Source organism: Microbacterium sp. ZW T5_45 (assembly GCF_044987415.1).
In the GTDB taxonomy this organism is placed as follows: domain Bacteria; phylum Actinomycetota; class Actinomycetes; order Actinomycetales; family Microbacteriaceae; genus Microbacterium.
The window spans coordinates 26,274-51,621 of sequence record NZ_JBJDRJ010000030.1 but is presented as its reverse complement, the minus strand read 5'-3'; the positions used below and the strand labels follow the sequence as shown (position 1 = coordinate 51,621).

Here is a 25,348-nt window from a genome sequence, read left to right as displayed (position 1 = left end):
CAAGCTTGACTGCCGCGGAACGCTCTTCCATCGAATAGTGCTCACCCGCACGCCGCGCCCGCGGCCTATCTCGTTCGTTCATCAAAATCACCCGAGAACAAGACTCCACCAAAACCGGGTCACCCCAGAGAGCATCCGTTTCACGCGAAGTCGTCGGTCTCGCCTGGCGTCGACCAGCGCGTGCCGTGCGAAGCCCGAACGCCCGCGCTACTCGATCTGGCCGATCGGCTCGCGCTTCTCGGCCTGGAACTGGTCCTCGGCGCGCCCGAGCGCCCAGTAGGCCGAGATCGAGAGCGACTCGCGCGGCACCTCGTGCTGCTTCAGCAGCGCACGCACCTGCTTGATCGTCCCCCGCTCGCCGTGTGCGAAGACGCCAGGGTGTCCCTCGGCCCAGGGCAGCGTCGAGAGCGCCTCGAGCAGCTCGGCATCCGTCTCGGTCCATCGCAGCGTCACGCCGGCCGGCACGGCGGGCAGCAGACGGTCGTCGGGGTTCGCGATCGACAGGATGACATGACCGACGGCATCCGCCGGCAGCGCCTCGACGGCGGAGGAGATCGCCGGCAGCGCGGTGTGATCGCCCACGAGCAGGTGCCACGGCGCCGACGGCGACGGCGCGTAGCCACCGCCCGCGCCGCTGACCACGATGGTGTCGCCGGGCTGCGCCTGCAGCGCCCAGGGACCGGCGACGCCCTCGTCGCCGTGCACCACGAAGTCGATCACGAGCCGACGGTTCGCCGGATCCGACCTGCGCACCGTGTACGTGCGCCGCGTCGGCAGCTTCTCGGGACTCTCCTCGCGCAGTCGGGCCAGATCATACGGCGGGGTCAGCCCGTGCCGAGGGTCCGCGAACAGGATCTTCACGTACTTGTCGGTCGAGTCGTTGTCGGCGAACTCCGCGTACCCGTCGCCACCGGCCGTGATGCGGATCAGATCGGGGCTCAGCCGCTCGACCTCCTGCACCGTGAGCACGGCCTGGCTGGGGGTTCTGCGCGGCTGATCCGACATTCCGACTCCTGACGTCGCTGATTCGTTGCCGCTCCAGTCTGCCCGCTCCCGACTGTGCAGGGCGCGGTTGCCCCGCCCGCTATCCAGAACCGGAGGCGCCCGGAGACACGAGCATCAGCGTCGAGCGGGTCGCCTCGGCGACGACCACCCCGTCCTGATTGCGCATCGTGTGGGCGAACTCGACCACGCCCTGCCCTGGACGCGACCGCGACAGCCGTTTGCCCGCCACGAGCGTCTCGGCATAGAGGGTGTCGCCGATACGCACGGGCGCGGGGAACCGCACGTCCGAGAAGCCCAGGTTCGCGACGATCGTGCCCTGCGTGAGCTGCGCGACCGAGAGTCCGACGAGAGTCGACAGCGTGAACATGCTGTTGACCAGCCGTTCCCCGAACTCGGTCGACGCCGACCAGACCGCGTCGAGGTGGAGCGACTGCGTGTTCATCGTGAGGGTCGTGAACAGCACGTTGTCGGCCTCGGTGACCGTGCGGCCGGGGCTGTGCACGTAGACCGCTCCTTCCTTCAGCTCGTCGAAGTACAGCCCGCGCTGTGTGATCCGCTCGGTCATTCATCCCCCTCACCCGGGTCCGCGACGATCGTCGCGAGCACCTGTCCTCTCGCCACGACGTCGCCCCGTGCGGCGCGCATCGTCACGACGCCCGCGACGGATGCCGTCACCGCGTGCTCCATCTTCATCGCCTCGACCGCGATCACCGGGTCGCCGACCGCGACCCGATCGCCGTCGGAGACGTAGGTCACGACGACCGTTCCCGGCATGGGCGAGACGATCTCCGGGTCGGCGACGCCTGCGGCATCCGCGGCGTACGAGACGACGTCCACGTCGACGCGGATCACCGCGCCCTGCCGCACGAGAGCCACGCCCGCCTCGTCGACGTGGGCGAGGAGCGTGCGCACCTCTCCGCCGACGTCGACCGTCACGCGTCCGTCGCCGACGTCGGTCATCCGCACCGGGACGAGCCCGTCGTCGGTGCGGACGGATGCTCCGACCAACCTCACCTCCCTCATCGAGTCGCCGTACCTCAGGCGGTACCGGCGATCCGCGGGAGCCCCGAGACGCCAGCCGTCGCGGCGCGCCCAGGGTCCATCGGCACGGGGACCCCCGCGGCCGGAGACTCCCGATCCGAAGGCCGACGCCGTCGCGCCCCCGGCCCCGTTCGCGCGCGGAAGCGCAGCAGGCTGCGCATCGATCAGCACAGCCGCCTCCACGAACGTCCGCTCATCCGCAGCCACGAACTCCAGCGAGTCGAGCACCCGGGCGATGAGCCCTGTGTCGAGATCGCCGGAGGCCACCGCCGGCACCTCGAGCAGCATCCGCAGGAACTCGACGTTGGTCGTGAACCCGAACACCGCGGTGTCGCCGAGGGCGGAGATCAGCCTGCGGCGGGCCTCATCGCGATCGGCCCCCCACGCGATCACCTTCGCGAGCATGGGGTCGTAGTCGACCGAGACGTCGAGTCCGTCCTCGAGAGCCGTGTCGACGCGCACCCCCGCGCCTGCGGGATGATGCACGCGATCGACATGTCCGCCGGTCGGCAGGAACCCGGCCGCCGGATCCTCCGCGTAGACACGGGCCTCGATCGCGTGCCCACGCAGCACGATGTCGTCCTGCGTCAGCGCGAGCGGCTCCCCCGCGGCCACGCGCAGCTGCTGCTCGACGAGATCGATGCCGGTGACCTCCTCGGTCACCGGATGCTCGACCTGCAAGCGCGTGTTCATCTCCATGAAGAAGAACTCGTCCGGCCGGTCTGCTGACACGATGAACTCGACCGTGCCCGCGCCGCGGTAGTCGACGCTGCGCGCGGTCTCGCACGCCGCCCGCCCGATGCGCTCGCGCGTCTCGGCGTCGAGCAGCGGCGACGGCGCCTCCTCGATGACCTTCTGGTGACGGCGCTGCAGCGAGCACTCCCGCTCACCGAGGTGGATCACCGCACCGTGCGCGTCGGCCAGTACCTGCACCTCGATGTGCCGGGGGTTGTGCACGTACCTCTCGAGGAACAGCGTGTCGTCGCCGAAGCTCGCTGCCGCCTCGCGCCGCGCCGCCGCGAGGGCCCCCGGCAGAGCATCCGCCGCCTCCACGACGTGCATGCCCTTGCCGCCGCCGCCGGCCGACGGCTTGATGAGCAGGGGGTATCCGACGGATGCCGCAGCATCCACCAGCTCGTCGTCGGTCATGCCCGCGTGCGCGACACCGGGGACCGTCGGCACGCCCCGCGCGCCCACCGCGGTCTTCGCCGTGATCTTGTCGCCCATGATCGAGATCGCCTCGGCGGTCGGACCGATGAACACGATGCCCGCCTCGGCACAGGCCCGCGCGAACGACGCGTTCTCCGACAGGAAGCCGTAGCCGGGATGGATCGCCTGCGCGCCCGTCCGGCGGGCTGCGTCGAGCACCGCGTCGGCATCGAGATAACTGCTCGCCGCAGGGGCCGGCCCCAGCCGCACGGCGACATCGGCGAGACGGACGTGCCGTGCGTCGGCATCCGCATCGCTGTAGACGGCGACCGAGCGGATGCCGAGCGCGCGCAGCGTGCGGATGATGCGGCAGGCGATCTCGCCGCGGTTGGCGATGAGCACGGTGTGGAACATGGGTGCGGCGTCGAACATCGTGGTCACATCCGGAAGACGCCGTAACCCGGCGCGTCGAGGGGCGTACGGGTGACGACGTCGAGGGCGAGGCCGAGTACGTCGCGCGTCTCGGCGGGGTCGATGATGCCGTCGTCCCAGAGGCGGGCGGTGGAGTAGTAGGGACTGCCCTGCTCGTCGTACGTCGCGCGGATCGGCGCCTCGAACTCGGCCTGCTCCGCGGCGCTCCATGTGCCGCCCGCCGCCTCGATCTGATCCCGGCGGACGGTGGACAGGACGGATGCCGCCTGCGGCCCGCCCATGACCGATACGCGTGCTCCCGGCCACAGCCAGAGGAAGCGCGGCGAGTAGGCGCGACCGCACATCGAATAGGTGCCGGCGCCGAAGGATCCCCCGACGACGACCGTCAGCTTGGGCACCGACGCGCAGGCGACAGCGTTGACCATCTTCGCGCCGTGCTTCGCGATGCCGGCCGACTCGTACTCCCGACCGACCATGAAGCCGGTGATGTTCTGCAGGAACAGCAGCGGGATGCCGCGCTGGTCGCACAGCTCGATGAAGTGCGCGCCCTTGAGCGCGGACTCGCCGAACAGCACGCCGTTGTTCGCGACGATCCCGACCCGATGCCCGTGGATGCGCGCGAACGCGGTGATGAGCGTGGTGCCGTACTCGGCCTTGAACTCGTGCACGCTGCCGCCGTCGACGAGGCGGGTCACGATCTCGCGGGCGTCGTAGGGCACCGTGAGCTCGACGGGTACGACGTCGACGAGCTCCTGCGGCGAGCGCGCCGGTTCTCGTACGCGCTCCGGTGCCACGGCGGGCTCGCGGTTCGGGGGCAGAGTGGCGACGATGTCGCGGACGATCTGCAGCGCGTGCTCATCGTTCTCGGCGAGGTGGTCGGCGACACCCGAGACCCGGGTGTGCACGACGCCGCCGCCGAGGTCCTCCGCTGAGACCACCTCGCCGGTGGCCGCCTTCACGAGCGGCGGGCCGCCGAGGAAGATCGTGCCCTGGTTCCGCACGATCACGGTCTCGTCGCTCATCGCCGGGACGTAGGCGCCGCCGGCGGTCGACGATCCCAGCACCGCGGCGATCTGCGGGATGCCGTCGCGCGACATCCGCGCCTGGTTGTAGAAGATGCGTCCGAAGTGATCGCGGTCGGGGAACACCTCGTCCTGCAGCGGGAGGTAGGCACCACCGGAGTCGACGAGGTAGACGCACGGCAGACGGTTCTCCGCGGCGACTTCCTGCGCGCGCAGGTGCTTCTTCACCGTGATCGGGAAGTAGGTGCCACCCTTCACCGTCGCGTCGTTCGCGATGACCATGACATGGCGGCCGTGCACGAGGCCGATTCCGGCGACGACTCCGGCCGCGGGAGCATCCCCGTCGTACATGCCGTCGGCCGCGAGCGGCGCGATCTCGAGGAAGGGGCTGCCGACGTCGAGCAGTACGTCGATGCGGTCACGGGCGAGCAGCTTGCCGCGCTCGACGTGCCTAACGCGAGCGGCCTCAGAGCCTCCGCGGGCGGCGATCTCACGCCGACGCCGGAGCTCGTCGACGAGGTCTCGATACGCGACGTTCTGCGCGGTCTCTGCCATGACAACTCTCCATCGGGTCATCGGCGGGTCAGCCGAATTCAGGTTACTCACCATTAACCGAGATGTCGAGGGTCGCCGGCGCGGAGCCCGATCCTCCAGACGGTGCCAGGATGGATCCGGCGCTCCCTCCGAGCGATGCCGTCCCCCTGGAAGAAGTCCCGTTTGTCCTCGAAGTCCCCCGTGCTCACCCCCAGCCGTCCGCATGAGATCGGGTTCTGGGTGGTCGCGATCTCGTTCCTGCTGGTCATGGCGTACTCGACCGTGCCGACGCCGCTGTATCCGCTGTACCAGCAGCTGGACGATTTTCCGGTGTCGACCATCACGATCATCTTCGCGGCGTACGCGGTGGGTGTGGTCGCCAGCCTCTTCCTGCTCGGCCATGTGAGCGACTGGATGGGCCGTCGCCGCATGATCGTCATCGCGATCCTCGTCTCGGCGCTCTCCGCGGTGTTGTTCATGGTCTTCACCGATGTCGCCGGCCTGCTCGTCGCCCGCGTCGTGAACGGCGTGAGCATCGGCGTGCTCACGGCAACCGCGACCGCGCACCTCGGCGAGCTGCGCGCGCAGGCGCGGCCCGATGAGAACGCGATCGTGGCGGCATCCGTCGCGGGTGGCGCCAACCTGGGCGGGCTGGGGCTCGGCCCCGTGATCGGCGGGCTGTTCGCGAACTACCTGCCCGACCCGCTGCACCTGCCGCACACGGTGTTCGCTGTCGTGCTGATCCTGCTCGCGATCGCGATCACGCTCGTCCCCGAGACGGTCACCCACACTCCGCGCGTCTACCGCCCGCAGCGCATCGCCGTGCCCGCCGCGGCGAAGAGCGCCTTCGTCGCGGCCGGCTTCGCCGCGTTCGCCGGGTTCGCGCTGTTCGGGCTCTTCACGTCCCTGGCGCCGAGCATCCTCGTCGGCACCTTCGAGGTGACCGACCATCTCGTCGCCGGTGTGACCGTCTTCCTCGTCTTCGGATCGGCGGCGGCCGCACAGATCGTCCTTGCCCGGATGGCGCGACACGGGCAGTTGCTGTTCGCCGCGATCGCCGCCGGCGTGGGTCTCGTCTCCGTGGCCGCGGGAGCCCTGCTGCCGTCTCTCGCCCTGTTCCTCCTCGGCGGCGTGATCTCGGGCGCCGGCGTCGGCGCCCTGTTCAAGAGCGCGCTGGCGGTGGCCGGCGAGGTCGCCGAGCCGGGCCGTCGCGGTGAGACGCTGGCCGGCATCTTCCTCGTCGCCTACTGCGGGCTGGCGCTGCCGGTGCTCGCTATCGGCGGAGCACTGACCGTGCTACCGCAGACCACGGTGCTGCTCGCGTTCGTCGTGATCGTCGCCGTCGTGGCCGTCACCGCGGCCCTGCGGATGCGTCGGCTCAGCCGCTGAGCGGACGCGGCTCCGCCGGCCCGCGCGTCGTCGCAGTAGCTGACCTTTTCCTGTGTACGCGTCGCTCGATTTGGTGAACCGGTCGTCCATCTGCTTATCATTACGAATCGATAACGGACTACCCGGCCGTTCGAGGAGCCTTCTCATCACTTCGTCATCACCCGATCTCACGCCTGCGCCCGAGGCGTCTCCCATGAACCCCACCGCCCCCTCCGGCATGCTGCGTCGAGACCGACGCCGTGCCCAAGAGGCGGCAGCCGCCGCAGAGGCTGCTGCGCAGCAGGCGATGGCCGCCGTCGCGGTCGGGATCGCCCAGGCATCGGCATCCGCCGGCATCGCGCACGAGACGCAGACGGTCGACGAGCCGGTTCCCGCTGAGATCGTCGCGGGTTCCGCTGAGCCCGTCGCCGTGGCTGAGCCTGTGGCTGCCGCTCACGTCGACCCGTTGTTCCCGGATGCTGCCGCTTCCGCGGAAGGCACCGTCGTCGGTGCCCCTGCATCCGACGTGGACACACCCGGGCAGGACCTGACCGATCTCGACGCCGACGCGTCGGACGAGGCCGACGCGCTCAGCGATGAGGTCACGGCCGAGCCGTCCGCCGAGACGTCGACGAACGCCCGCACTCCCCGCTTCTCCCGCGCTCGCCGCCCGAGGCGCCGCGGCGCTGCAGCATCCGTCGGATCCGGTCCGGCATCGGCATCCACTCCCCCCGTGGGTGGCCGTCGCAAGCTCCGGGTCGGCAAGTCCACGATCGCCGCATTCGCGATCGCGACGTTGGTCGGCGGCACCGCTCTTCCCGCGCTCGGCCTCGCCCAGTCAGGTCTCGGCACCGCATCGGCGGCATCCGCCGGCCTGTCGGTCGACGCGCAGTCGTTCACCGCGAGCTCCGACGTGATGCCGAACGTCCTCGTCTCCGGCGAGTTCTCGGCAACGACCCCCTCGGAGCTCGCCGACATCCGCGCATCCGCCGCAGCGACGGCGAAGAGCGGCATCGCACCCATCGCGAACCCCGGCCAGGTCATCATCCCGATGGCCGAGGGCACGTACGAGATGACCGACGGCTTCGGCGCGGCGCGTCCGGGTCGCAGCCACATGGGCCAGGACTACGCGGCACCGATCGGCACCCCGATCTACGCGGCCGCCGACGGCGTGGTCACCATGTCGCAAGACAGTTACAACGGGTACGGGGTCACCGTCCAGGTGCAGCACGTGATCGACGGCAAGGCCGTGACCACGCTCTACGGGCACATGAACTACGACAGCCGCGGCGTCGAGGTCGGCGACACGGTCGTGGCGGGTCAGTACCTGGGTCGCGTCGGCACCACCGGATACACGATCGGCTCGTGCCTGCACTTCGAGGTGCGCATCAACGGGACCCAGATCAACCCGATCCCGTGGCTCGAGGCGAACGTCCGCTAGACCTCCTCGCGGTCGCCACGGGTGTTCGGTGTGCTGGTGACGAGGAATCGCACCGGGCCGTCCGCCCAACTGGGTGATGGCTCCGCCCATGACTGCGCTCAGGAACGAGCGGTTCGGCGAGCAGCACGCTTCCCGTGCACCCACATCCCCACGGCGATCGCCACCGCGGTCACGTAGAACCACGTCGCCGCGTGGAAGACAGCGGAATAGGGCTCCGCAGACGCCGTTCCTGCTCCTGACGAAGAAAACACGACGGTGAGCAGCGCCAGACCGACCGTTCCGCCGAGCTGGTGCGCGGTATTGACGAGCCCGGATGCGGCCCCGCTGTCCTCGGTCGGGACTCCCGCCATGCCGAACTCGGTGAGCAGGATGATCGCGATGCCCTGCCCGGCGCCGAGCACGAGGAGGGGAAGAAGGATGCCGGGGAAGAAGACGCTGTCCCCGTCGATAGTGCTGAGCCAGAGCATCCCGAGCGTGGCCGTCGCCAACGACGTCACGAGGAGCGTCGGCTTGCTGATCCGCGCGACGAGGGGACGGATCACGTAGACCATCGCGAAGAACATGAGCGTCAACGGCACATACGAGAGCCCTGCGATGAACGCGCTGAACCCGAGCACGTTCTGCAAGTACTGGCTCAGGAAGTAGAAGGTCGAGAACATCGCGCCCACGGTCAGCACCCGCAGGGCGTAGGCCCCGGACCGGGTGACATCCGCGAAGAGCGCCAGCGGCGTGATCGGCTGAGCAGCGCGGCGCTCGATGAGGACGAACACGACGAGCAGCACCACCGCGGTCCCCAGCGAAGCGATCACCGTCACATCGGTCCATCCGCTCTCGCCGGCCCCCACGAGTCCGAACACCAGCGCCGTCATCCCCGCAGTCACGGCGAGCGCGCCGGCGATGTCGACGGTGCCGCGTCGGCGCGGAGTCTCCGAAAGGAACCGCGGCGCGAGCAGCAGCACGGCGATCCCGAGCGGGACGTTGATCAGCATCCCCCACCGCCAGGAGAGCAGATCCGTGAAGATCCCGCCGATGATGATGCCGACGCTGCCGCCGGCACCGATGACCGCGCTGTAGATGCTGATCGCCCGGGTGCGCTCCTCCGGTCGGGGGAACGACTGCACGAGAAGCGCGAGTGTGGCCGGGATCGCGAAGGCGGATGCGATGCCCTGAAGCGTACGGCCCAGGATGAGCAGCTCTGCCGTCGGCGCGAGCCCCGCGAGCAGGGACGCGGCGGCGAAGAGCCCGACCCCCGCGGTGAAGACACGTCGTCGACCGAGGAGGTCGCCGGCCCGCGCTCCGAGGAGCAGTAGCCCGCCGAATGCCAAGGCATAGCTGTTCTGCACCCACGACAGGGATGCCGCCGTGAAGCCGAGCTCGCGCTCGACGTGCGGCAGCGCCGTCGTGACGATCGAGGTGTCGAGCACCATCATCAGCTGGCACCCCATGATGACGGCGAGCATCACACCCCGGCGCCAGGCGGATGGGAGGGCCGAGGTGGACGGCAGGGAAGAGGTGGTCATGACGCTCCTAAGTAACCGACTAGTTGGTTACAAGAATGCGCGCACCTCTGCCGTTTGTCAACCAACTGGTTACTTGCTAGCGTGTGTCGCATGGTTCGCGACGCGGAAGCCACGAAGATCCGGATCCTGGATGCGGCAGAAGACGAGTTCGCTCGATACGGCATCGCCGGTGGACGGGTCGACCGGATCGCCGAGAACGCATCGGCGAACAAGGCGATGATCTACAGGTACTTCGAGAGCAAGGACCGCCTCTTCGACGAGGTGTTCGCGCAGCGGGTCGCGGCCTTCTCCGACGACGGGGAGTTCGACGCGGACGACCTGCCGGGCTACGCCGGTCGCTCCTTCGACGTGTACGAGAAGTATCCGAACACTCTGCGCCTGACGAACTGGCACATCCTCGAGCGCGGCGACAGCGAGGATCTGCGCATCCTGGTGGATGCGCACGCCGCGAAGCTCGCCGACATCGAAAGAGCACAGGGCGCAGGGACCCTGCCTGCGGACCGCAGCCCCATCGAGATCCTCACCACCGTGCGAGCGCTCGCGATGGCCTGGCACACCCTCACCCCGGAGATGAGCCGGATCGCCCTGCCGTCCGTGGAACGTCGTCGCGAGATCGTCGTCGAGAACGTGCGGGCGCTGCTGACGCCTCGCCCCTCCTAGAGAGTCACGCGACCGGCGCTTCACCCGCCACCCGATGCCGAGCGCGGAACTGCGACGCCTTGACCCTGTTGCCGCACGTGCGCATCGAGCACCACTCACGGCGCTGCCCGCGCGACCGGTCCACGTAGACCTGGGTGCACCCGGGCCTGCCGCACTCCCTGAGCAGCGACGCCTCGTCTCCCCCGAACAGTTCGACCGCATTCCGCGCGACGGATGCCAGTCCTTCTGCAGCCGATCCTCGGCGTCGCACGACATCGCCCTCGAGAACGAGGCGCGCCGGTGACGACGCCGACCATCGATTGAGCACGGCGACGGATGCTGCAGGCAACCGACCCCCCGCAAGACGAGCCGCTGCGGCCGAGTAGATCGCTTCGCGCAGCTCGACAGCATCCGACAGTCTCATAACCGTTCAAACCGGTTATCTCCGAAAGGCCGCTCATGTCCGTCACTCGCTTCCACGTCCTCTCCCCTCTCTCACCTGATGCCGTCATGGCCGTTCTCACGGACTTCAGTCCTCGGCGCACCGAGACCTGGCCTGGCATCGACACCGACCACTTCGAAGTGCACGGCCGCGGAGAGGGATGGGCCGAGGTGACCGAGGGCAACGCCGCCGCGTGGGAACGCGGACGGTACGAGTGGGACATCGAGTCGCGCACGGCGACGCTCACGACCCACGAATCGAAGCTGTTCGGCGCCGGCGGCGGATGGGACTTCCGCGTCTCCGACGCCCCGGAGGGCGCGCGGATCGACGTGGCGCTCACCCGCGAGCCCCGCGCCTTCGGCGCCAAGATCCTCGCAGGGCTCCTCCCGATCATCGGTGCGCCCGGCCTCAAGAGGTCTTTCGCCGCCGTCTTCAGCGCCTGATCCGACCGAGAAACGCAAGGAGAGCACTCATGAAGCTCGCACTCGAAGTCATCGTCATCCCGGTGAGCGATGTCGATCGCGCGAAGGATTTCTACGCCCGGCTCGGATTCCGCGAGGATGCCGACTTCTCGACGGAACGCGGCCTGCGCGTCGTGCAGTTCACCCCTCCGGGGTCGGGAGCGTCGATCATCTTCGGCGACAACCTCACATCGGCTCAGCCGGGCTCCGCGCGCGGCCTGCACCTCGTCACGGCCGATCTCGCCGGCATCCGTTCGGAACTCGTCGAGCGCGGCATCGAGATCTCCGAGATCTGGCACGACGCCGATGGCGTCTTCCACTGGGCCGATGGGCGCAATCGCGTCGCCGGCCCGAACGAGCAGCACGACAGCTACGCATCCTTCGTGTCGTTCGACGATCCGGACGGCAACGAGTGGATCATCCAGCAGGTCATCGACCGTCTGCCGGGGCGTTGACCGTGGAGACGGTCGACCTCCTGGAACGGATGCTGCGCGAGACGGCCGCCGCGCACGGCAGGTACGAGGAGGAGCAGCTCGGCGGCGTCTACGACACCGAATGGCCCGCCTGGTACGCGGAACACCTCGCCGAGATGCTCGCGCGGGAGGGCTTCACGCTCGTCCCCGCGGAGGGATGATTCTCGAGCCGGTGCCCTCGGGAGCGTGAACTGACCTCGAACCCTTGCGCCGTGGATCTCCGTTGAGCGTTCGACCGCATGAAGTCACTTGCCAAGTCTTGCGCGCGGCACAGTATCAATCATCGACGCAACTGCTCATCGCCTTCTGTAATTACGTTTTACCATACAATCGACGCATGAGTGCAGGTGATGTCGAGGCGCGGTTGCGCGTGATGGAGCTCGCCGTGGCGGAGCTGCAAGGGCGTTCCGCGACGGCATGCGGCACGGAATCAGCGAGCTCGAAGACTGAGGCGTTGCGGGCGTTGGAGGGGTTGAAGAGTCGTGCTCCCGAAGGTGGCACGGTGCTGTACACGGGCGCTGTCAATCTCCCGACAGGCGGTGCCGTGCAATGGCAGTACGGGCTGGCCGCGTCCGAGGTTCTGGCGCAGGACTGGACCGAACATGCGGGCACGCTGAATGCGTTGGGACATCCGGTCCGTCTGGCGATTCTGCATGCGGTGCTGCACGGGACGGTCACCGCGTCGGGTCTGGTCGAGGCGTTGGAGAGCGGGACGACTGGTCAGGTCTACCACCACCTGAAGGAGCTGACCACGACGGGATGGCTCGCCTCTCCCGGCCGGGGCCTTTACGAGGTGCCAGCTGCTCGGGTCGTGCCCTTACTGGCAGTCCTGGTGGCCGTAGGGACGCCACGATGAGTCCATCTATTCCTGGCTGGGCCGCGCGTCCTCTCGGATTGCCGGGACAAGTATCCTTTCGGCGATACCTGCCGATCGTCCGCGATGCCAACGCGCTCGAAGAGCGGATGCGAGCACTCGACGACGTCGGACTGCGCTCCGAAGCAGCAGTACTGTATCTGCGCACCGGGGAGAAGCGGCTGCACCGGGAGGCAACGGCACGATATCTCGCGGTTGCGCGGGAAGCAGCGGACCGCGCAGTGGGGCTGCGGGCATTCGATGAGCAGCTGGTGGGGTGCTGTGCGCTGTTGTCGGGTCACGCAGTGGAGATGGACACCGGGGAGGGAAAGACACTGGTCGGCGCACTCGCCGCTGCGGGGTTCGCGGTCGCGGGGCGGCGAGTGCATGTGATCTCGGTGAACGACTATCTCGCCGAGCGTGATGCGGCGTGGATGGGACCGTTCTTCGATCGACTGGACGTGAAGGCGGGCTGGATCGGCCAGCACACCTCGCATGAGGATCGCCGCCGCGCCTATGCACGAGATGTTGTGTACGCACCGGTGAGCGAGATCGGGTTCGATGTGCTCCGAGACCGTTTTTCTGTCGCCGCGCGGGAGACTGTCGCACCGGTGTTCGATGTCGCAGTCGTCGACGAGGCGGATGCGGTGATGATCGACGAGGCGATGCTCCCGCTCGTGCTCGCAGGATCGTCCGATCACGAGGCGGAGGAGTTCGACCAGGCCACTGCTCTGGTGGAAGCTCTCATCCCGGATGAGGACTTCACCGTTGACGGAGACCAGTGCGCTGTCAGTCTGACCGATGGCGGGCTCGATCGTTTGGAAGCGAGGCTCGGCCGGATCAACCTCTATGACACGGAGCATCTGGGGATGTTCACTCGCATCAACCTCGCTCTGCACGCCCGGGCACTGGTGCACCGGGACGTGGACTATCTGGTGACAGACGGGAAGGTCTCGCTGATCAACACCACCAGGGGCCGGGTCGCGCATATGCAACGCTGGCCCGACGGACTCCATGCGGCACTCGAAGCGAAGGAGCATCTGCCCGTGTCGGCTCCCGGCGTGATCCTCGACCAGATCACTGTCCAAGACCTTCTCCTCCAATACGAGACCAGGGCGGGGATGAGTGGCACCGTCACCACGGTCGCGGAAGAACTCATCGAGTTCTACAAGCTTCCCGCCGGTCGAGTCGAACGGCATGAACCGAGCCAACGAGTCGATGTCGCCGACAGCATCGTTCTGACCGAAGAAGCGAAGACCACGGCCATCGTCACCGAAGTGGCAACACGACACCGGACCGGGCAGCCGGTGCTAGTGGGGACGCAGAGCGTTGCCGAGTCCGAAGCCCTCGCCGCTCACCTCGATTCGGCCGGTGTGCCGGTGCGGGTGCTGAATGCGAAGAACGATGAGCAAGAGGCGGAGATCGTGGCTCGTGCGGGCGAGTACGGGGCGGTGACCATCTCGACGCAGATGTCCGGGCGAGGAACCGACATCCGTCTCGGCGGAGTGAGCGGATTCGACTACGACCGGGTCGTTACGGCGGGTGGCCTCGCCGTGATCGCGACAAGCCGATACCCGTCCCGACGCCTCGACGCCCAACTGCGCGGACGCGCGGGTCGGCAAGGCGATCCTGGCATCAGCCTCACGTTCCTCAGCTTCGAGGATGACGTGATCCAGTTGCACGCCACCGACCGCATGCTCACCCGCATCCGCCGGGAGCAAGATGCCTTGCCCGGCGTCACACGTCAGAAGATCGCCGATCAGTGTCAGGCGATCGCGGAGAGCCTGCGCACAGACCGCCATCGCGCAACCTGGGTCTACAACCGCGCCATAGCCGCACAACGAGCAACCGTCCTCGCCCATCGTGGAGAGATCATCGGCAGCTCCGCGGCGGACGAGCGAGTGCAAGACCTCATCCCCGAGCACTGGCGTCGACTCGTCGACGCTCGGGATCTGACGCGCATGTCGGAGACCACCCGAGCGGTCGCCCTGTTCTTCCTAGATGAGCAGTGGGTATCGCACCTGACCGTCCTGCAGGAGATCAGAGATGGCATCCATCTCCGAGCGCTCGGCGGAGAGAAGCCTGCCGACGAGTTCCACCGGCTCGCCCTGCGGGAGTTCCACGGCTTCTTCGACCGCACCTATCAGGCCGTCGCAGACTTCATCACCGGGCTCGGTGGCGACGATATCGGCCGTGACCTCACAGAGCTGGGGCTCAGGCGGCCCTCCGCGACCTGGACGTACATGGTCACCGACGACCCCTACGGAAATCCCGGCGACCGATTCATCCGCAGAGTCGGAAAGTTCGTCCGCTCCAGAATCCTCAACCTCGAATAGCACCGGAGACCGACGAAGGCGGGGGCGCCGATTCGGCACAACCGATGGAACGTCAGGACTCGCGGGCATCAGTCGACCTAGGCCCGCCATGGGGAGAACCGGGGCGCTTGCTCCATGTCTCGCCCCATGACAAGGGAATAGCCCCCCACCTGGATCATTGGATCCCTGGTGAGGGGCCACTTTCTCGCTGTGCGCGAGGGGGGACTTGAACCCCCACGTCCATACGGACACTGGCACCTGAAGCCAGCGCGTCTACCATTCCGCCACTCGCGCGAGCGTCTCGTTCCGAAGAACTCAACTTGCCGAGAATAGCACGGCATCCGGGCAGTCATGAAACCGAGGCCTGCAGCATCCGTCGCTGTGCAGGCGAGATGCACGGATTGCAGGCGCGGCTCGCCGGAAACCCGCCGACGAACCGCGGACCGCGCCTCCATTCCGCACAGCGGCAGCCCCGGAGAACCCCCGGAAACCCGCGCCATTCCGGGCCTCGACGGCAACCACACAGCACACCTGGCTACGATGTACCCACCGGTCGGCATGCCAGAGGAGCCCAGTGGGACTACTTGACAGCTTTGAGAAGGGTCTCGAACGCGCTGTGAACAGCGCCTTCGCGAAGACCTTCCGCAGCGGCATCCAACCGGTGGAGATCGCCTCTGCGCTCCGCCGCGAAGCCGACACGAAATCGGCCATCGTCAGCCGCGACCGCATCATCGTGCCGAACAGCTTCGTCGTGCGCCTCAGCCCCGACGACGCGGAGCGGATGCTGTCGCTCGGCGGCGCCCTCACCGACGAGCTGCACGCCCTGCTCACGACGCACGCGAAGTCGCAGCGCTACAGCTTCGCCGGGCCCCTCTCGATCACCCTCGAGGCCGACGACAAAGTCGCGACCGGAACCGTGCGCGTGAGCTCGGGCTCCGTCGAATCCCGCGTCAGTTGGAAGGGCGTCATCGACGTCGACGGTCAGCGCCACACCCTGAACCGCGCCCGCACCATCATCGGACGCGGATCGGATGCCGACATCACGATCTCCGACGCCGGGTCGAGCCGCAAGCACGTCGAGGTGCTCTGGGACGGCGAGCGCGCCATGATGCGCGACCTCGGCTCGACGAACGGCACCAAGGTGAACGGCGAGAAGGTCCTCGAGGCCGGCCTGCCCAGCGACACGACGATCACGATCGGACGCACCGACCTCGTGTTCCGCATCGTCCCCGACACCGCGCCCGCGCGTCCGTCCCGTCCGCGCGACGACGACGCGACCCGTGCGTTCGGGAGCCTGTGATGCCTGCCCTTCGATACTTCGACTCGCTGCGCTCGCTCAGCACGGCGCTCGCTCAGGAACCGGCCGTGGCTGCTGCCCCGTGGACGGGAGGGACTCATGCCTGAACTGCCCCTCCTCCTGCTGCGCATCGGGTTCCTCATCCTCCTGTGGTTCTTCGTGTTTGCGGTCGTCTACTCGCTGCGCGCCGACCTCTTCGGTGTGAAGGTGCGCAAGCTCCCCGCCGAGCAGACGCCGCAGCCCGCGGCCCCCGCCCCGGCCGCACAGGCGTCTTCTCGCCCGGCATCCGCGAAGCCCGCCACCACCGGTCCGGCGACGATCGCGACCGCGAAGCGCCTCGTGATCACCTCGGGCCCGAAGGCCGGCCTGGAACTCCCCCTCAGCGGCGAGAGCCTCTCGATCGGCCGCTCCAGCGAGTCGGCGCTCGTGATCCGCGACGACTACACCTCCAGCCACCACGCCCGCCTGCTGCTGCGCGGCGACCGCTGGGCGATCCAGGATCTGGACTCCACGAACGGCACCTTCGTCGACGGCAAGCGCGTCACCGGCTCTTCCGTCCCCCTGCTGCTCGGCACCCCCGTCAAGGTGGGCGCCACGACCTTCGAACTGCGAGCCTGACGGGGACATGGTCTTCGAGGGCTCGAGCGCCGCGATCTCCCACACCGGGAAGGTCCGCTCCAACAACCAGGACTCCGGATACTCCGGAGCCAACCTGTTCGTCGTCGCCGACGGTATGGGCGGCCACGCGGGCGGAGACGTCGCCTCGAGCATCGCGATCCAGCGGATGGAACCGCTCGACCAGGTCTACGCCTCGACCGAAGACGCCCAGGCCTCGCTGCAGGCCGCCGCGACGACGGCCGCAGGCGACCTGATCCGCGCCGCCAAGGACCGTCCGGAGCTCGCCGGCCTCGGCACCACCCTCAGCGCGATCATCATGGTCGACGACTACGCCGTGATCGGCCACATCGGCGACTCCCGCATCTATCTGTTCCGCGACGACGCGCTCACGCAGATCACCGCCGACCACACCTTCGTGCAGCGCCTCGTCGACTCCGGTCGCATCACGCCCGAAGAGGCGCGCTACCACCCTCGGCGTTCCGTGCTCATGCGGGTGCTCAGCGACATGGATGCCGACCCCGAGCTCGACATGTTCGTCATGCACGCGCAGCCCGGCGATCGCTGGCTGCTGTGCTCCGACGGACTCTCGGGTGTCGTCGACGAAGACCACATCCTCAAGGCGATGAACCTCGGGCTGCCCCCTGGGCGAACGGCCGACAACCTGCTCAAGCAGGCCCTCGACGGCGGCGCGCCCGACAACGTCACGATCGTGATCGTCGACGTCGGCGGCGCGCACGCCCTCTCCTCCGGCACGCCGACGATCGTCGGTTCGGCCTCGAACCCGGCCAACGTCACGGTTCCCGCCGCCCGCTCGACGTTCGGCGGCTGGCTGCACCCCGTGCGTCAGGCGGCCAACGACCCCAGCCACTTCGAGCCCGCGCCCGAGTACCTCGAGGAGCTCATCGAAGAGGACAAGCGTCGCGCCAAGCGTCGGCGCCTCGGCTGGATCGCCGGTGTGCTCGTCGTGATCGCGATGCTCGGCGTCGCGGCCTTCGCCGCCTACAGCTGGACCCAGACCCGCTACTTCATCGGCGCCGACGACGACAGCGTCGTCATCTTCCAGGGCGTGCAGCAGAACATCGGACCGATCACGCTCTCGACCCCGATCCAGGACACCGACATCCTGCTCGCGAACCTCCCCGAGTATCAGCGTCTGTCCGTCGAGCGCACGATCAACGCGCGATCGCTGTCGGATGCCGAGGCCATCGTCGCCCGCCTGCAGGCCGGAGCCGACGCGATCCAGAGCAACGCACCGCTGCCCACTCCCCTGCCGACGCCCACCCCGACGGAGGGTGAGGGATGAGCACCGACGTCGCCGCCGACACCAGCGTCATCAAGGCGCTCAGGCGCATCCGGCTGCCCCAGACGCAGCGCAACCGCGAGTTCTGGCTGCTCCTCTTCGCCGTCGCCATGAGCGGCGCGGCACTCACCCTCGTGCAGCTCGGTGCACTCGGCACGATCGACCCCGTGGTGCTCGGCATCGGCGGCGGTCTCGCGGTGCTCGCCTTCGCCGTGCACTTCGTGCTGCGCGCTGTCGCCCGCGACGCCGACCCCTTCGTGCTGCCGATCGGCACCCTGCTGACAGGGCTCGGCATCGCGATGATCTACCGGATCGACATCGCCAAGGCCCTCACCGGCTGGAACGCCTACTCGACCAAGCAGCTCGCCTGGACGGGCATCTCGCTCGCCGGCGCCATCGCAGCCGTCATCCTGCTGCGCAACTACCGCGTGCTGTTCCGCTACACCTACATCTTCGGCCTCACCGGAATCGTGCTGCTCCTGCTGCCGTTCGTGCCCGGCCTGCGCATCGACGACGCGAACGCCGCGGTCTGGGTGTCGCTCGGCGGCAACTTCGCCTTCCAGCCCGGCGAGCTCGCGAAGATCTGCCTCGCGATCTTCTTCGCCGGCTACCTCGTGCGAACGCGCGAGAGTCTCACCTCGGTCGGCACGAAGTTCCTCGGGATCACCTGGCCGCGCATGCGCGAGCTCGGCCCGGTGCTCGTCGTATGGCTCATCTCGCTCGGCATCATCGTGCTGCAGCGCGACCTCGGCACGGGAACCCTCATCTTCGGCATGTTCGTCGCGATGCTCTACGTCGCGACCGGCAAGACCAGCTGGGTGCTGATCGGCCTCGGACTCGTGCTCGCGGGAGCGGCGGCCGCGACCCAGGTGCTCAGCTACGTGCGCGGCCGCTTCACCAACTGGCTGTTCCTCTTCGACCCGAGCCAGGTCGACCCCGAGGGCGCCGGCTATCAGCCGATGCAGGGCCTGTTCGGACTCGCTCACGGCGGGATGCTCGGCACCGGATGGGGCCAGGGCCGACCCGAGGTCACGCCGCTCGCGCACAGCGACTACATCATCACGAGCCTCGGCGAGGAGATCGGCCTGATCGGCCTGTTCGCGATCCTCGCGCTGTACATGGTGTTCGTCAGCCGCGGCATCCGCATCGGAATGGCCGGTCAGGACGACTTCGGCAAGCTGCTCGCGACCGGACTGTCGTTCACGATCGCCCTGCAGGTGTTCATCATGGTCGGCGGCGTCACCCGCGTGATCCCGCTGACGGGTCTCACGACCCCGTTCCTCGCCGCCGGCGGATCGTCGCTGGTCGCGAACTGGCTGATCGTCGCGCTGCTGCTGCGGATCTCGGATGCCGTGCGCTCCCAGCCGAGGATGGTGATCGGATGACGGATCGGGAACCGGTCGTCGAGCGAGCCGTAGGCGAGACGAAACGCCGGGACGTTGCACGCTCGTCGACGCATTTCGTCTCGTCGCTGCGCTCCTCGCTCAATGACCGGAGAGGGGGAGCCTCATGACCAAGGAGCTCCGCCGCCTCAGCATCGTCATGCTGTTCATGTTCCTGTCGCTGTTCGTCGCGACGAGCTGGATCCAGGTGATCGATGCCGACGCGCTCGCCCAGAACGACAACAACAAGCGCACGCGCCTGGACAGTTACGAGATCCAGCGCGGATCGATCATCGTCGACGGCGTCGCGATCGCCTCGTCGGTTCCCAGCGACGACATGTACCAGTTCCAGCGGGTCTATGCGGATGCCGCCATGTGGGAGACCGTCACCGGCTACTACAACGCCGCACTCGACTCGAAGACCGGACTCGAGTCCGCGCTGAACACCGACCTCTCGGGCACCGGCTCCAACGCCTTCTTCGCAGAGATCGAGCGCATCGTCTCCGGGCAGCCGCAGCGCGGGTTCAGCGCCGAACTGACCCTGAACACCGCCGCGCAGAAGGCCGCCTACGACGCCCTGCAGGGCCTCGAGGGCGCCGTCGTCGCGATCGAGCCCAAGACCGGCCGCATCCTCGCCATGGTCTCCACCCCCGGCTTCGACACGAATCTCCTCGCCACGCACGATGCGGATGCCGCGAACGCGGCCTACGACCAGCTCGTGGCCGACGCCAACCACCCGCTGTTGAACCGCGCGATCGCCGGCACGCTGAACCCGCCGGGATCCACGTTCAAAATCCTCGTCGCGGCCGCTGCGTTCCAGACCGGCGACTGGACACCCGACTCCACGCTGCCGAATCCGGCGCGCTATCAGCTGCCGGGCTCGAACGACACGGTCTCGAACGCCTGGGGCGGCACCTGCGGTGACGGCGAGACGGTGACCATCGCCGAGGCGCTGCGGCTGAGCTGCAACATCCCGATGGCCGAGCTCGCCGTGCAGCTGGGTGACGACACGATCCGCGCGGCGGCGGAGAAGTTCGGCTTCAACCAGAGCTTCTCGATCCCGCTCGAGTCGACCCCCTCGTCGTACCCGCGGGGGCTCGACGACCCGCAGACCGCCCTCACCGGCTTCGGTCAGGGACAGGTCACCGCGACCCCGCTGCAGATCGCCATGGTCTCGGCCGGCCTGGCCAACGACGGGGTCGTCATGAACCCGCGACTGGTCGACACGATCATCGCGAACGACCTGTCGGTGGTGCGCACCTACGAGGACTCGGAGTTCGGTCAGGCGGTCGATGCCGATGTCTCCGACGAGGTCACCGCGGCGATGGTCGCGAGCGTCGCAACCGGTGCTGCGCAGGGTGCAAGAATAGACGGGGTCGACGTGGCCGGTAAGACCGGAACCGCGGAGAACGATGGCAGCGATCCGTACACGTTGTGGTTCACCGGCTTCGCGCCGGCGGACGACCCAGCGGTCGCAGTAGCGGTCGTCGTCGAGAACGGCGGCGGACAGGGACAATCCGGAACCGGCGACACCATCGCCGCTCCGATTGCGAAGAAGGTCATAGAGGCGGTGCTGGGCAGATGAGGCCGACGCAGGGTGTGTCGTTCGGTGGTCGTTACGAACTCCAGTCGCGTATCGCGATCGGCGGTATGGGCGAGGTCTGGGAGGCGACGGATCACGTCATCGGGCGTACCGTCGCGATCAAGATCCTCAAAGACGAGTACATGGGCGACCCGGGGTTCCTCGAGCGCTTCCGCGCCGAGGCCCGTCACGCCGCGCTCGTCAACCACGAGGGCATCGCGAGCGTGTTCGACTACGGCGAGGAGAACGGCAGCGCCTACCTCGTCATGGAACTCGTCCCCGGCGAGGCCCTGTCGACGATCCTCGAGCGCGACGGTGCCCTGAGCGCCGACAAGACGCTCGACATCGTCGCGCAGACGGCATCCGCTCTGCAGGCCGCGCACGCGGCCGGCCTCGTGCACCGCGACATCAAGCCAGGAAACCTGCTGATCACGCCCGACGGGCGCGTCAAGATCACCGACTTCGGCATCGCCCGCATCGCCGACCAGGTGCCGCTCACGGCGACCGGTCAGGTCATGGGCACCGTGCAGTACCTCTCGCCGGAGCAGGCGTCCGGTCACCCTGCGTCGCCGGCGACCGACACCTACTCGCTGGGAATCGTCGCGTACGAGTGCCTCGCAGGCAAGCGCCCCTTCACGGGTGAGTCGCAGGTCGCGATCGCGATGGCGCAGATCAACGAGCAGCCGCCGCCGCTGCCGCCGACCGTGCCGATCCCCGTGCAGAACCTCGTCATGGCGATGATCGCGAAGAAGCCGGCCGATCGCCCCTCGTCGTCGGCGACCGTCGCTCGTGCGGCTCAGGCGCTGCGTCGCGGCGACCTGAACTCCGCAGCGATCGCGGTGCCGGCCATCGCGACCGGCGGCGTGGCCGACGACGCCACGCGGATGCTGGCCACCGACGGCGACGATGCCACCCGCATCCTCACCACCACCGCATCGCTGCCGACCGAGGCGGACGACGAGGGTGAGGAGGAGACCGAGAAGAAGAAGCGCAGCCCGTGGACGTGGCCGCTCGTCGCTCTCATCGCGCTGCTCATCATCGTGCTCGGCGGAACGATCTGGGCGCTCACGACGCAGGGCGACGGCGAGGCCAAGCCCGCGCCGACCACGAGCTCGTCGACCCCGACTCCCACGGAACCGGAGCCGACACCCACGGAGACGGAAGACCCGCCGGTCGACGTCTCCGCCCTGGGGCTCGAGGGTCTCGGCTGCGACGCCGCCGTGCAGATCGCCCAGCAGGCCGGTCTCGTCCCGTCGTGCACCGACGGCTCCACCGCTGCGCCGAGCGCCGAGCAGGTGGGAACGGTCGAGCGGGTGACCCCCGAGGGGCTGCTCCCCGAGGGGACGCAGATCTCGCTCGTGCTGTTCATCGATCAGATCGCGATCCCCACGCCGGCGAACGCTCCGACCTTCACGACGGGCCCGGTCGTCGAGGGCCAGAACGGAACCGTCAACTGGACGAACTTCACGTGCCCCTCCGGCACGAGCAACCTCTCCTCCTATGAGGTGACGCTGACCAACGGCAAGTTCGCGAACGGCAGCGCCGTGAGCAGCTTCGACCCGAACACGCGCACGGCGACGTTCACGGTCGACACCGGCAAGGCGGGCCAGGTCGTCACCGCGACCTACCGCGCCTTCTGCGGCGACCGCCCCTCTGGGACGTCTCCGCAGGGACAGTCGATCGCGATCACCGCCCCCACAACGGGAACGAACCCGGGCACCGACGCCGCTGCCGACGCCGAGGGCGACAGCACAGCGGATTGACGGCCGGCGCATCGTAGGCTGAGAGCACTTTCATCAGGGCGTAACCAGGGGGGTCAGTACGTGTCGACAGAGCCACGTGTTCTCGCGGGTCGATACCGCGTCGACGAGCTCATCGGGCACGGCGGCATGGCGAAGGTGTACCGCGGCTACGACCTGACCCTCGGTCGCGAGATCGCGATCAAGATCCTCGACCCCGAGCTCGCTCGCGACACCGCATTCCGCACCCGGTTCCGCCTCGAGGCGCAGGCCGCTTCCCGCATGTCGCATCCGTCGATCGTGCGGGTGTTCGACGCGGGTGACGAGAGCGACCCCGCGTCGGGGTCGGGCAGTCAGGCCGCCGTCGTCCCGTACATCGTGATGGAGCTCATCAGCGGGACCCTGCTGAAGGACATCATCGCCCGGGGGCCGGTGCCCGTGGACGACGCGATCCGTTACACCGACGGCATCCTCGAAGCTCTCGACTACTCGCACCGGGCCGGCGTCGTGCATCGCGACATCAAGCCCGGCAACGTCATGGTCACCGACAAGGGCCAGGTCAAGGTGATGGACTTCGGCATCGCCCGGGCCGTCTCCGACTCCTCGTCGACGGTCGCCGAGACCACGCAGATCATCGGCACCGCGGCGTACTTCTCTCCGGAGCAGGCCAAGGGCGAGCCGGTCGACGGCCGCACCGACCTGTACTCCACGGGCGTCGTGCTGTACGAGCTGCTCACCGGCCGCCAGCCCTTCCGTGGCGAGTCGCCGGTGGCCGTCGCCTACCAGCACGTCAGCGAGACCCCGGTCCCTCCCTCCGAGGTGAACGAGGACTCCCCTGGCGCCCTCGACCCCATCGTGCTGCGAGCGCTCGCCAAGGCCCCCTACCAGCGGTATCCGGATGCTGCGCACTTCCGCGCAGCCCTCGACACGGCCGTCGCAGGTCGAGCCCCGAGCCGCAAGGAACTCGGCGCCCTCACCAGCGAGCTCTACGGCGCCAACCCGCGCCAGGCCCAGGAGACCGCTCGGTCGCTGCGGCAGCTGAGCACCGACACGACGATGGCCCGCACGCAATCGGGCCCTCCCGTGGCGTGGATCTGGGCCGGAGTCGCCCTGCTGGCCGTGCTTCTCGCCTCGGTGTTGTTCTGGGTCATCACCATCAGCACTCCGGACGACAGTTCGACGACCGCACGTACCGTGCCCGATCTGGTGGACATGTCGTCGGATCGTGCCCAGGACACCCTGAGCGAGATGGATCTGACCTCCAAACTCATTCTCGAGTCCAGTACGACGATCGCCGAGGGCAACGTCACCCGCACCGACCCGGGTGAGGGCGTCGCCGTCGCCAAGGGCGACGAGATCACGATCTACGTCTCGTCCGGCAAGGAGACCGTCGTCGTTCCCACCCTCGAGGGCCTCGCTCTCGACGGTGCGAAGCAGGCCATCGCGGATGCCGGACTGCAGCTGGGCACCGTGGTCCAGCGCAACGACAAGAGCCTGCCCGCCGGCACGGTGCTCGAGGCGAGCGAGACCGCCGAGTCCGAGGTCGCTCCGCGCACCGTCGTGAACCTCGTGGTCGCCAGTGGCAAGGTGACGCTCACGGATGTCAGCGGATGGACGGTCGAGTCCGCCGAGGCGCAGCTCACCGAGATCGGGCTCGTCCCGACCCGTGAGGAGCTCGCCGACTGCCCGGCCACCGATCCGCCGACCGTGGTGTCGATGTCGTCGGCGCCCGGCGACGTCGACCTCGGCGCGACCATTGCGCTGCGCTTCTGCACCGGCGCCGCCGGCTGATCCTCTGCCCGCGCGGCTGGTCTGCCGCTGCCGACCCTCGAGGGCCCTGAAGTTCTGCGGCCTATGTGAACTTCTGCGGCCTGAATCGCCCGGATTGGCCGCAGAAGTTCACATCTCCCTCGACACTTGCAGGGCAGTTCGAGGCGTGAGCGCCGCTCAGCGCACGGTCAGCGGATGCAGTCGCTCGGCCCGCGCGACGGCATCCGCGTCTCCCACCGACGCGAGCCAGTTCGCGAGCAGCCGGTAGCCGCCCTCGGTGAGCACGCTCTCGGGGTGGAACTGCACTCCGACGATCGGCAGGCTCACGTGAGCGAGGGCCATGACCGTTCCGGTTTCGGTCCGCGCGGTCGCGACGAGCTCGTCGGGCAGGTCAGACGAGGCGACGGCGAGCGAGTGGTAGCGTCCCACGTCGAAGGGCGAGCGGATGCCGTCGAACAGTGCCGAGCCGTCGTGGAACACCTGTGACACCATGCCGTGCATGAGCTCGGGTGCCGCGGTCACCGGCGCACCGAAGGCCTCCGCGATGCACTGGTGCCCGAGGCACACACCCAGCAGCGGCATCCGCTCCTCCGCGGCCACGCGCACGGCGTCGACGGATGCCCCCGCTGCGACGGGGGTGCCGGGGCCGGGCGAGACCATCACCGCGTCGTAGTGCGCATAGCGGGCGGCGAGACCTGCGGCATCGATCGCATCGGACTCGACGAGATCGACGTCGGCGCCGAGCTCGCGCAGGTAGCCGATCAGCGTGTGCACGAAGCTGTCGTGGTTGTCGACCACGAGCACGCGCGTCATTCCAGGTCGACCTCACCGGGGCTGATGATCGGGCTCAGCCAGGGGAACACGTACCAGAACAGCCCGTAGAGGACGGCTGCGACCAGAGCCAGCACGATGAACAGCTTGACCCACCACGGACCGGGCAGCAGGCGCCAGATTGCGGCGTACAT

Annotated in this window: 23 protein-coding genes and 1 tRNA gene; 15 read left to right on the top strand and 9 right to left on the bottom strand. The window is 68.4% G+C overall.

The features are described 5' to 3' along the window. Positions 1–207: 207 nt before the first annotated feature. The 4 genes from ACI3KS_RS14600 to ACI3KS_RS14585 all read right to left on the bottom strand — a co-directional run bounded on the left by ACI3KS_RS14600 (position 208) and on the right by ACI3KS_RS14585 (position 5,204). The gene (locus ACI3KS_RS14600; RefSeq protein ID WP_404919267.1) at positions 208–1,005 is read right to left on the bottom strand and encodes a siderophore-interacting protein; all 798 of its coding nucleotides are present in this window, start codon (positions 1,003–1,005) and stop codon (positions 208–210) included. Positions 1,006–1,084: 79 nt separating this feature from the next. Continuing rightward, positions 1,085–1,570 (bottom strand): MaoC family dehydratase, encoded by a 486-nt coding sequence (locus ACI3KS_RS14595; RefSeq protein WP_404919266.1) that lies wholly within the window; start codon positions 1,568–1,570, stop codon positions 1,085–1,087. After that, positions 1,567–3,627, bottom strand: a complete 2,061-nt coding sequence (locus ACI3KS_RS14590; RefSeq protein ID WP_404919265.1) for an acetyl-CoA carboxylase biotin carboxylase subunit — start codon at positions 3,625–3,627, stop codon at positions 1,567–1,569. The genes ACI3KS_RS14595 and ACI3KS_RS14590 overlap by 4 nt, the downstream gene beginning before the upstream one ends. A gap of 5 nt (positions 3,628–3,632) precedes the next feature. Continuing rightward, on the bottom strand, positions 3,633–5,204 hold the full coding sequence (locus ACI3KS_RS14585; RefSeq protein WP_404919264.1) for a carboxyl transferase domain-containing protein: 1,572 nt from the start codon (positions 5,202–5,204) through the stop codon (positions 3,633–3,635). Positions 5,205–5,366: 162 nt separating this feature from the next. Here ACI3KS_RS14585 and ACI3KS_RS14580 point away from each other — a divergent pair, with 162 nt between their 5' ends. Next, positions 5,367–6,572 (top strand): MFS transporter, encoded by a 1,206-nt coding sequence (locus ACI3KS_RS14580; protein WP_404919263.1) that lies wholly within the window; start codon positions 5,367–5,369, stop codon positions 6,570–6,572. A 193-nt stretch (positions 6,573–6,765) separates the two neighbouring features. Next, positions 6,766–7,992 (top strand): M23 family metallopeptidase, encoded by a 1,227-nt coding sequence (locus ACI3KS_RS14575; protein WP_404919262.1) that lies wholly within the window; start codon positions 6,766–6,768, stop codon positions 7,990–7,992. Positions 7,993–8,090: 98 nt separating this feature from the next. Here the strand turns inward: ACI3KS_RS14575 and ACI3KS_RS14570 are convergent, their stop codons facing one another. Further along, the gene (locus ACI3KS_RS14570; RefSeq protein ID WP_404919261.1) at positions 8,091–9,512 is read right to left on the bottom strand and encodes an MFS transporter; all 1,422 of its coding nucleotides are present in this window, start codon (positions 9,510–9,512) and stop codon (positions 8,091–8,093) included. Positions 9,513–9,602: 90 nt separating this feature from the next. Here ACI3KS_RS14570 and ACI3KS_RS14565 point away from each other — a divergent pair, with 90 nt between their 5' ends. Further along, positions 9,603–10,172 (top strand): TetR family transcriptional regulator, encoded by a 570-nt coding sequence (locus ACI3KS_RS14565; protein ID WP_404919260.1) that lies wholly within the window; start codon positions 9,603–9,605, stop codon positions 10,170–10,172. A gap of 4 nt (positions 10,173–10,176) precedes the next feature. On the opposite strand, the gene ACI3KS_RS14560 is transcribed toward ACI3KS_RS14565, so the two are convergent. After that, positions 10,177–10,575 carry a CGNR zinc finger domain-containing protein gene (locus tag ACI3KS_RS14560; RefSeq protein WP_404919259.1) on the bottom strand — a complete coding sequence of 133 codons (399 nt, stop codon included), beginning with the start codon at positions 10,573–10,575 and terminating at the stop codon, positions 10,177–10,179. Between the two features lie 35 nt (positions 10,576–10,610). On the opposite strand from ACI3KS_RS14560, the gene ACI3KS_RS14555 reads away from it, so the two are divergent. The 5 genes from ACI3KS_RS14555 to secA2 all read left to right on the top strand — a co-directional run bounded on the left by ACI3KS_RS14555 (position 10,611) and on the right by secA2 (position 14,716). Continuing rightward, the gene (locus ACI3KS_RS14555; RefSeq protein WP_404919258.1) at positions 10,611–11,036 is read left to right on the top strand and encodes a hypothetical protein; all 426 of its coding nucleotides are present in this window, start codon (positions 10,611–10,613) and stop codon (positions 11,034–11,036) included. Positions 11,037–11,065: 29 nt separating this feature from the next. Then, the gene (locus ACI3KS_RS14550) at positions 11,066–11,509 is read left to right on the top strand and encodes a VOC family protein (RefSeq protein WP_404919257.1); all 444 of its coding nucleotides are present in this window, start codon (positions 11,066–11,068) and stop codon (positions 11,507–11,509) included. 2 nt (positions 11,510–11,511) lie between these two features. Next, positions 11,512–11,688 carry a hypothetical protein gene (locus tag ACI3KS_RS14545; RefSeq protein ID WP_404919256.1) on the top strand — a complete coding sequence of 59 codons (177 nt, stop codon included), beginning with the start codon at positions 11,512–11,514 and terminating at the stop codon, positions 11,686–11,688. A gap of 176 nt (positions 11,689–11,864) precedes the next feature. Next, positions 11,865–12,383: an ArsR/SmtB family transcription factor gene (locus tag ACI3KS_RS14540; RefSeq protein WP_404919255.1), complete on the top strand. Its 519-nt coding sequence runs from the start codon at positions 11,865–11,867 to the stop codon at positions 12,381–12,383. Continuing rightward, positions 12,287–14,716 carry an accessory Sec system translocase SecA2 gene (secA2, locus tag ACI3KS_RS14535; RefSeq protein WP_404919254.1) on the top strand — a complete coding sequence of 810 codons (2,430 nt, stop codon included), beginning with the start codon at positions 12,287–12,289 and terminating at the stop codon, positions 14,714–14,716. The genes ACI3KS_RS14540 and secA2 overlap by 97 nt, the downstream gene beginning before the upstream one ends. Before the next feature lie 190 nt (positions 14,717–14,906). On the opposite strand, the gene ACI3KS_RS14530 is transcribed toward secA2, so the two are convergent. Next, a tRNA-Leu gene (locus ACI3KS_RS14530) sits at positions 14,907–14,989 on the bottom strand. Between the two features lie 280 nt (positions 14,990–15,269). On the opposite strand from ACI3KS_RS14530, the gene ACI3KS_RS14525 reads away from it, so the two are divergent. From ACI3KS_RS14525 to pknB, 7 genes are all read left to right on the top strand, one after another. Further along, on the top strand, positions 15,270–15,995 hold the full coding sequence (locus ACI3KS_RS14525; protein ID WP_404919253.1) for an FhaA domain-containing protein: 726 nt from the start codon (positions 15,270–15,272) through the stop codon (positions 15,993–15,995). Between the two features lie 96 nt (positions 15,996–16,091). Then, complete coding sequence (locus tag ACI3KS_RS14520) at positions 16,092–16,610, top strand: FHA domain-containing protein (RefSeq protein WP_404919252.1); 519 nt, start codon at positions 16,092–16,094, stop codon at positions 16,608–16,610. A gap of 7 nt (positions 16,611–16,617) precedes the next feature. Continuing rightward, positions 16,618–17,913, top strand: coding sequence for a PP2C family protein-serine/threonine phosphatase (locus ACI3KS_RS14515; RefSeq protein ID WP_404919251.1), 1,296 nt, complete (start codon positions 16,618–16,620; stop codon positions 17,911–17,913). Next, a complete protein-coding gene (locus tag ACI3KS_RS14510; RefSeq protein WP_404919250.1) occupies positions 17,910–19,295 on the top strand; it encodes an FtsW/RodA/SpoVE family cell cycle protein in 1,386 nt (461 codons plus the stop codon). Before ACI3KS_RS14515 ends, ACI3KS_RS14510 begins: the two co-directional genes overlap by 4 nt. Positions 19,296–19,419: 124 nt before the next feature. Then, the gene (locus ACI3KS_RS14505; protein WP_404919249.1) at positions 19,420–20,877 is read left to right on the top strand and encodes a peptidoglycan D,D-transpeptidase FtsI family protein; all 1,458 of its coding nucleotides are present in this window, start codon (positions 19,420–19,422) and stop codon (positions 20,875–20,877) included. Further along, positions 20,874–22,637: a serine/threonine-protein kinase gene (locus ACI3KS_RS14500; protein ID WP_404919248.1), complete on the top strand. Its 1,764-nt coding sequence runs from the start codon at positions 20,874–20,876 to the stop codon at positions 22,635–22,637. The genes ACI3KS_RS14505 and ACI3KS_RS14500 overlap by 4 nt, the downstream gene beginning before the upstream one ends. A gap of 60 nt (positions 22,638–22,697) precedes the next feature. After that, complete coding sequence (gene pknB / locus ACI3KS_RS14495; RefSeq protein WP_404919247.1) at positions 22,698–24,404, top strand: Stk1 family PASTA domain-containing Ser/Thr kinase; 1,707 nt, start codon at positions 22,698–22,700, stop codon at positions 24,402–24,404. Positions 24,405–24,560: 156 nt separating this feature from the next. On the opposite strand, the gene ACI3KS_RS14490 is transcribed toward pknB, so the two are convergent. Continuing rightward, positions 24,561–25,196 (bottom strand): anthranilate synthase component II, encoded by a 636-nt coding sequence (locus tag ACI3KS_RS14490; RefSeq protein WP_404919246.1) that lies wholly within the window; start codon positions 25,194–25,196, stop codon positions 24,561–24,563. Next, positions 25,193–25,348 (bottom strand): hypothetical protein, encoded by a 156-nt coding sequence (locus tag ACI3KS_RS14485; RefSeq protein ID WP_404919245.1) that lies wholly within the window; start codon positions 25,346–25,348, stop codon positions 25,193–25,195. The genes ACI3KS_RS14490 and ACI3KS_RS14485 overlap by 4 nt, the downstream gene beginning before the upstream one ends.

Excerpts from the sequence above, each read along its gene's own strand:
- ACI3KS_RS14600 (WP_404919267.1), bottom strand. The coding sequence starts at position 1,005 with ATGTCGGATCAGCCGCGCAGAACCCCCAGCCAGGCCGTGCTCACGGTG.
- ACI3KS_RS14595 (WP_404919266.1), bottom strand. The coding sequence starts at position 1,570 with ATGACCGAGCGGATCACACAGCGCGGGCTGTACTTCGACGAGCTGAAG.
- ACI3KS_RS14590 (WP_404919265.1), bottom strand. The coding sequence starts at position 3,627 with ATGTTCGACGCCGCACCCATGTTCCACACCGTGCTCATCGCCAACCGC.
- ACI3KS_RS14585 (WP_404919264.1), bottom strand. The coding sequence starts at position 5,204 with ATGGCAGAGACCGCGCAGAACGTCGCGTATCGAGACCTCGTCGACGAG.
- ACI3KS_RS14575 (WP_404919262.1), top strand. The coding sequence starts at position 6,766 with ATGAACCCCACCGCCCCCTCCGGCATGCTGCGTCGAGACCGACGCCGT.
- ACI3KS_RS14570 (WP_404919261.1), bottom strand. The coding sequence starts at position 9,512 with ATGACCACCTCTTCCCTGCCGTCCACCTCGGCCCTCCCATCCGCCTGG.
- ACI3KS_RS14565 (WP_404919260.1), top strand. The coding sequence starts at position 9,603 with ATGGTTCGCGACGCGGAAGCCACGAAGATCCGGATCCTGGATGCGGCA.
- ACI3KS_RS14560 (WP_404919259.1), bottom strand. The coding sequence starts at position 10,575 with ATGAGACTGTCGGATGCTGTCGAGCTGCGCGAAGCGATCTACTCGGCC.
- ACI3KS_RS14555 (WP_404919258.1), top strand. The coding sequence starts at position 10,611 with ATGTCCGTCACTCGCTTCCACGTCCTCTCCCCTCTCTCACCTGATGCC.
- ACI3KS_RS14550 (WP_404919257.1), top strand. The coding sequence starts at position 11,066 with ATGAAGCTCGCACTCGAAGTCATCGTCATCCCGGTGAGCGATGTCGAT.
- ACI3KS_RS14540 (WP_404919255.1), top strand. The coding sequence starts at position 11,865 with ATGAGTGCAGGTGATGTCGAGGCGCGGTTGCGCGTGATGGAGCTCGCC.
- secA2 (WP_404919254.1), top strand. The coding sequence starts at position 12,287 with ATGGCTCGCCTCTCCCGGCCGGGGCCTTTACGAGGTGCCAGCTGCTCG.
- ACI3KS_RS14520 (WP_404919252.1), top strand. The coding sequence starts at position 16,092 with ATGCCTGAACTGCCCCTCCTCCTGCTGCGCATCGGGTTCCTCATCCTC.
- ACI3KS_RS14515 (WP_404919251.1), top strand. The coding sequence starts at position 16,618 with ATGGTCTTCGAGGGCTCGAGCGCCGCGATCTCCCACACCGGGAAGGTC.
- ACI3KS_RS14510 (WP_404919250.1), top strand. The coding sequence starts at position 17,910 with ATGAGCACCGACGTCGCCGCCGACACCAGCGTCATCAAGGCGCTCAGG.
- ACI3KS_RS14505 (WP_404919249.1), top strand. The coding sequence starts at position 19,420 with ATGACCAAGGAGCTCCGCCGCCTCAGCATCGTCATGCTGTTCATGTTC.
- ACI3KS_RS14500 (WP_404919248.1), top strand. The coding sequence starts at position 20,874 with ATGAGGCCGACGCAGGGTGTGTCGTTCGGTGGTCGTTACGAACTCCAG.
- ACI3KS_RS14490 (WP_404919246.1), bottom strand. The coding sequence starts at position 25,196 with ATGACGCGCGTGCTCGTGGTCGACAACCACGACAGCTTCGTGCACACG.
- ACI3KS_RS14485 (WP_404919245.1), bottom strand. The coding sequence starts at position 25,348 with ATGTACGCCGCAATCTGGCGCCTGCTGCCCGGTCCGTGGTGGGTCAAG.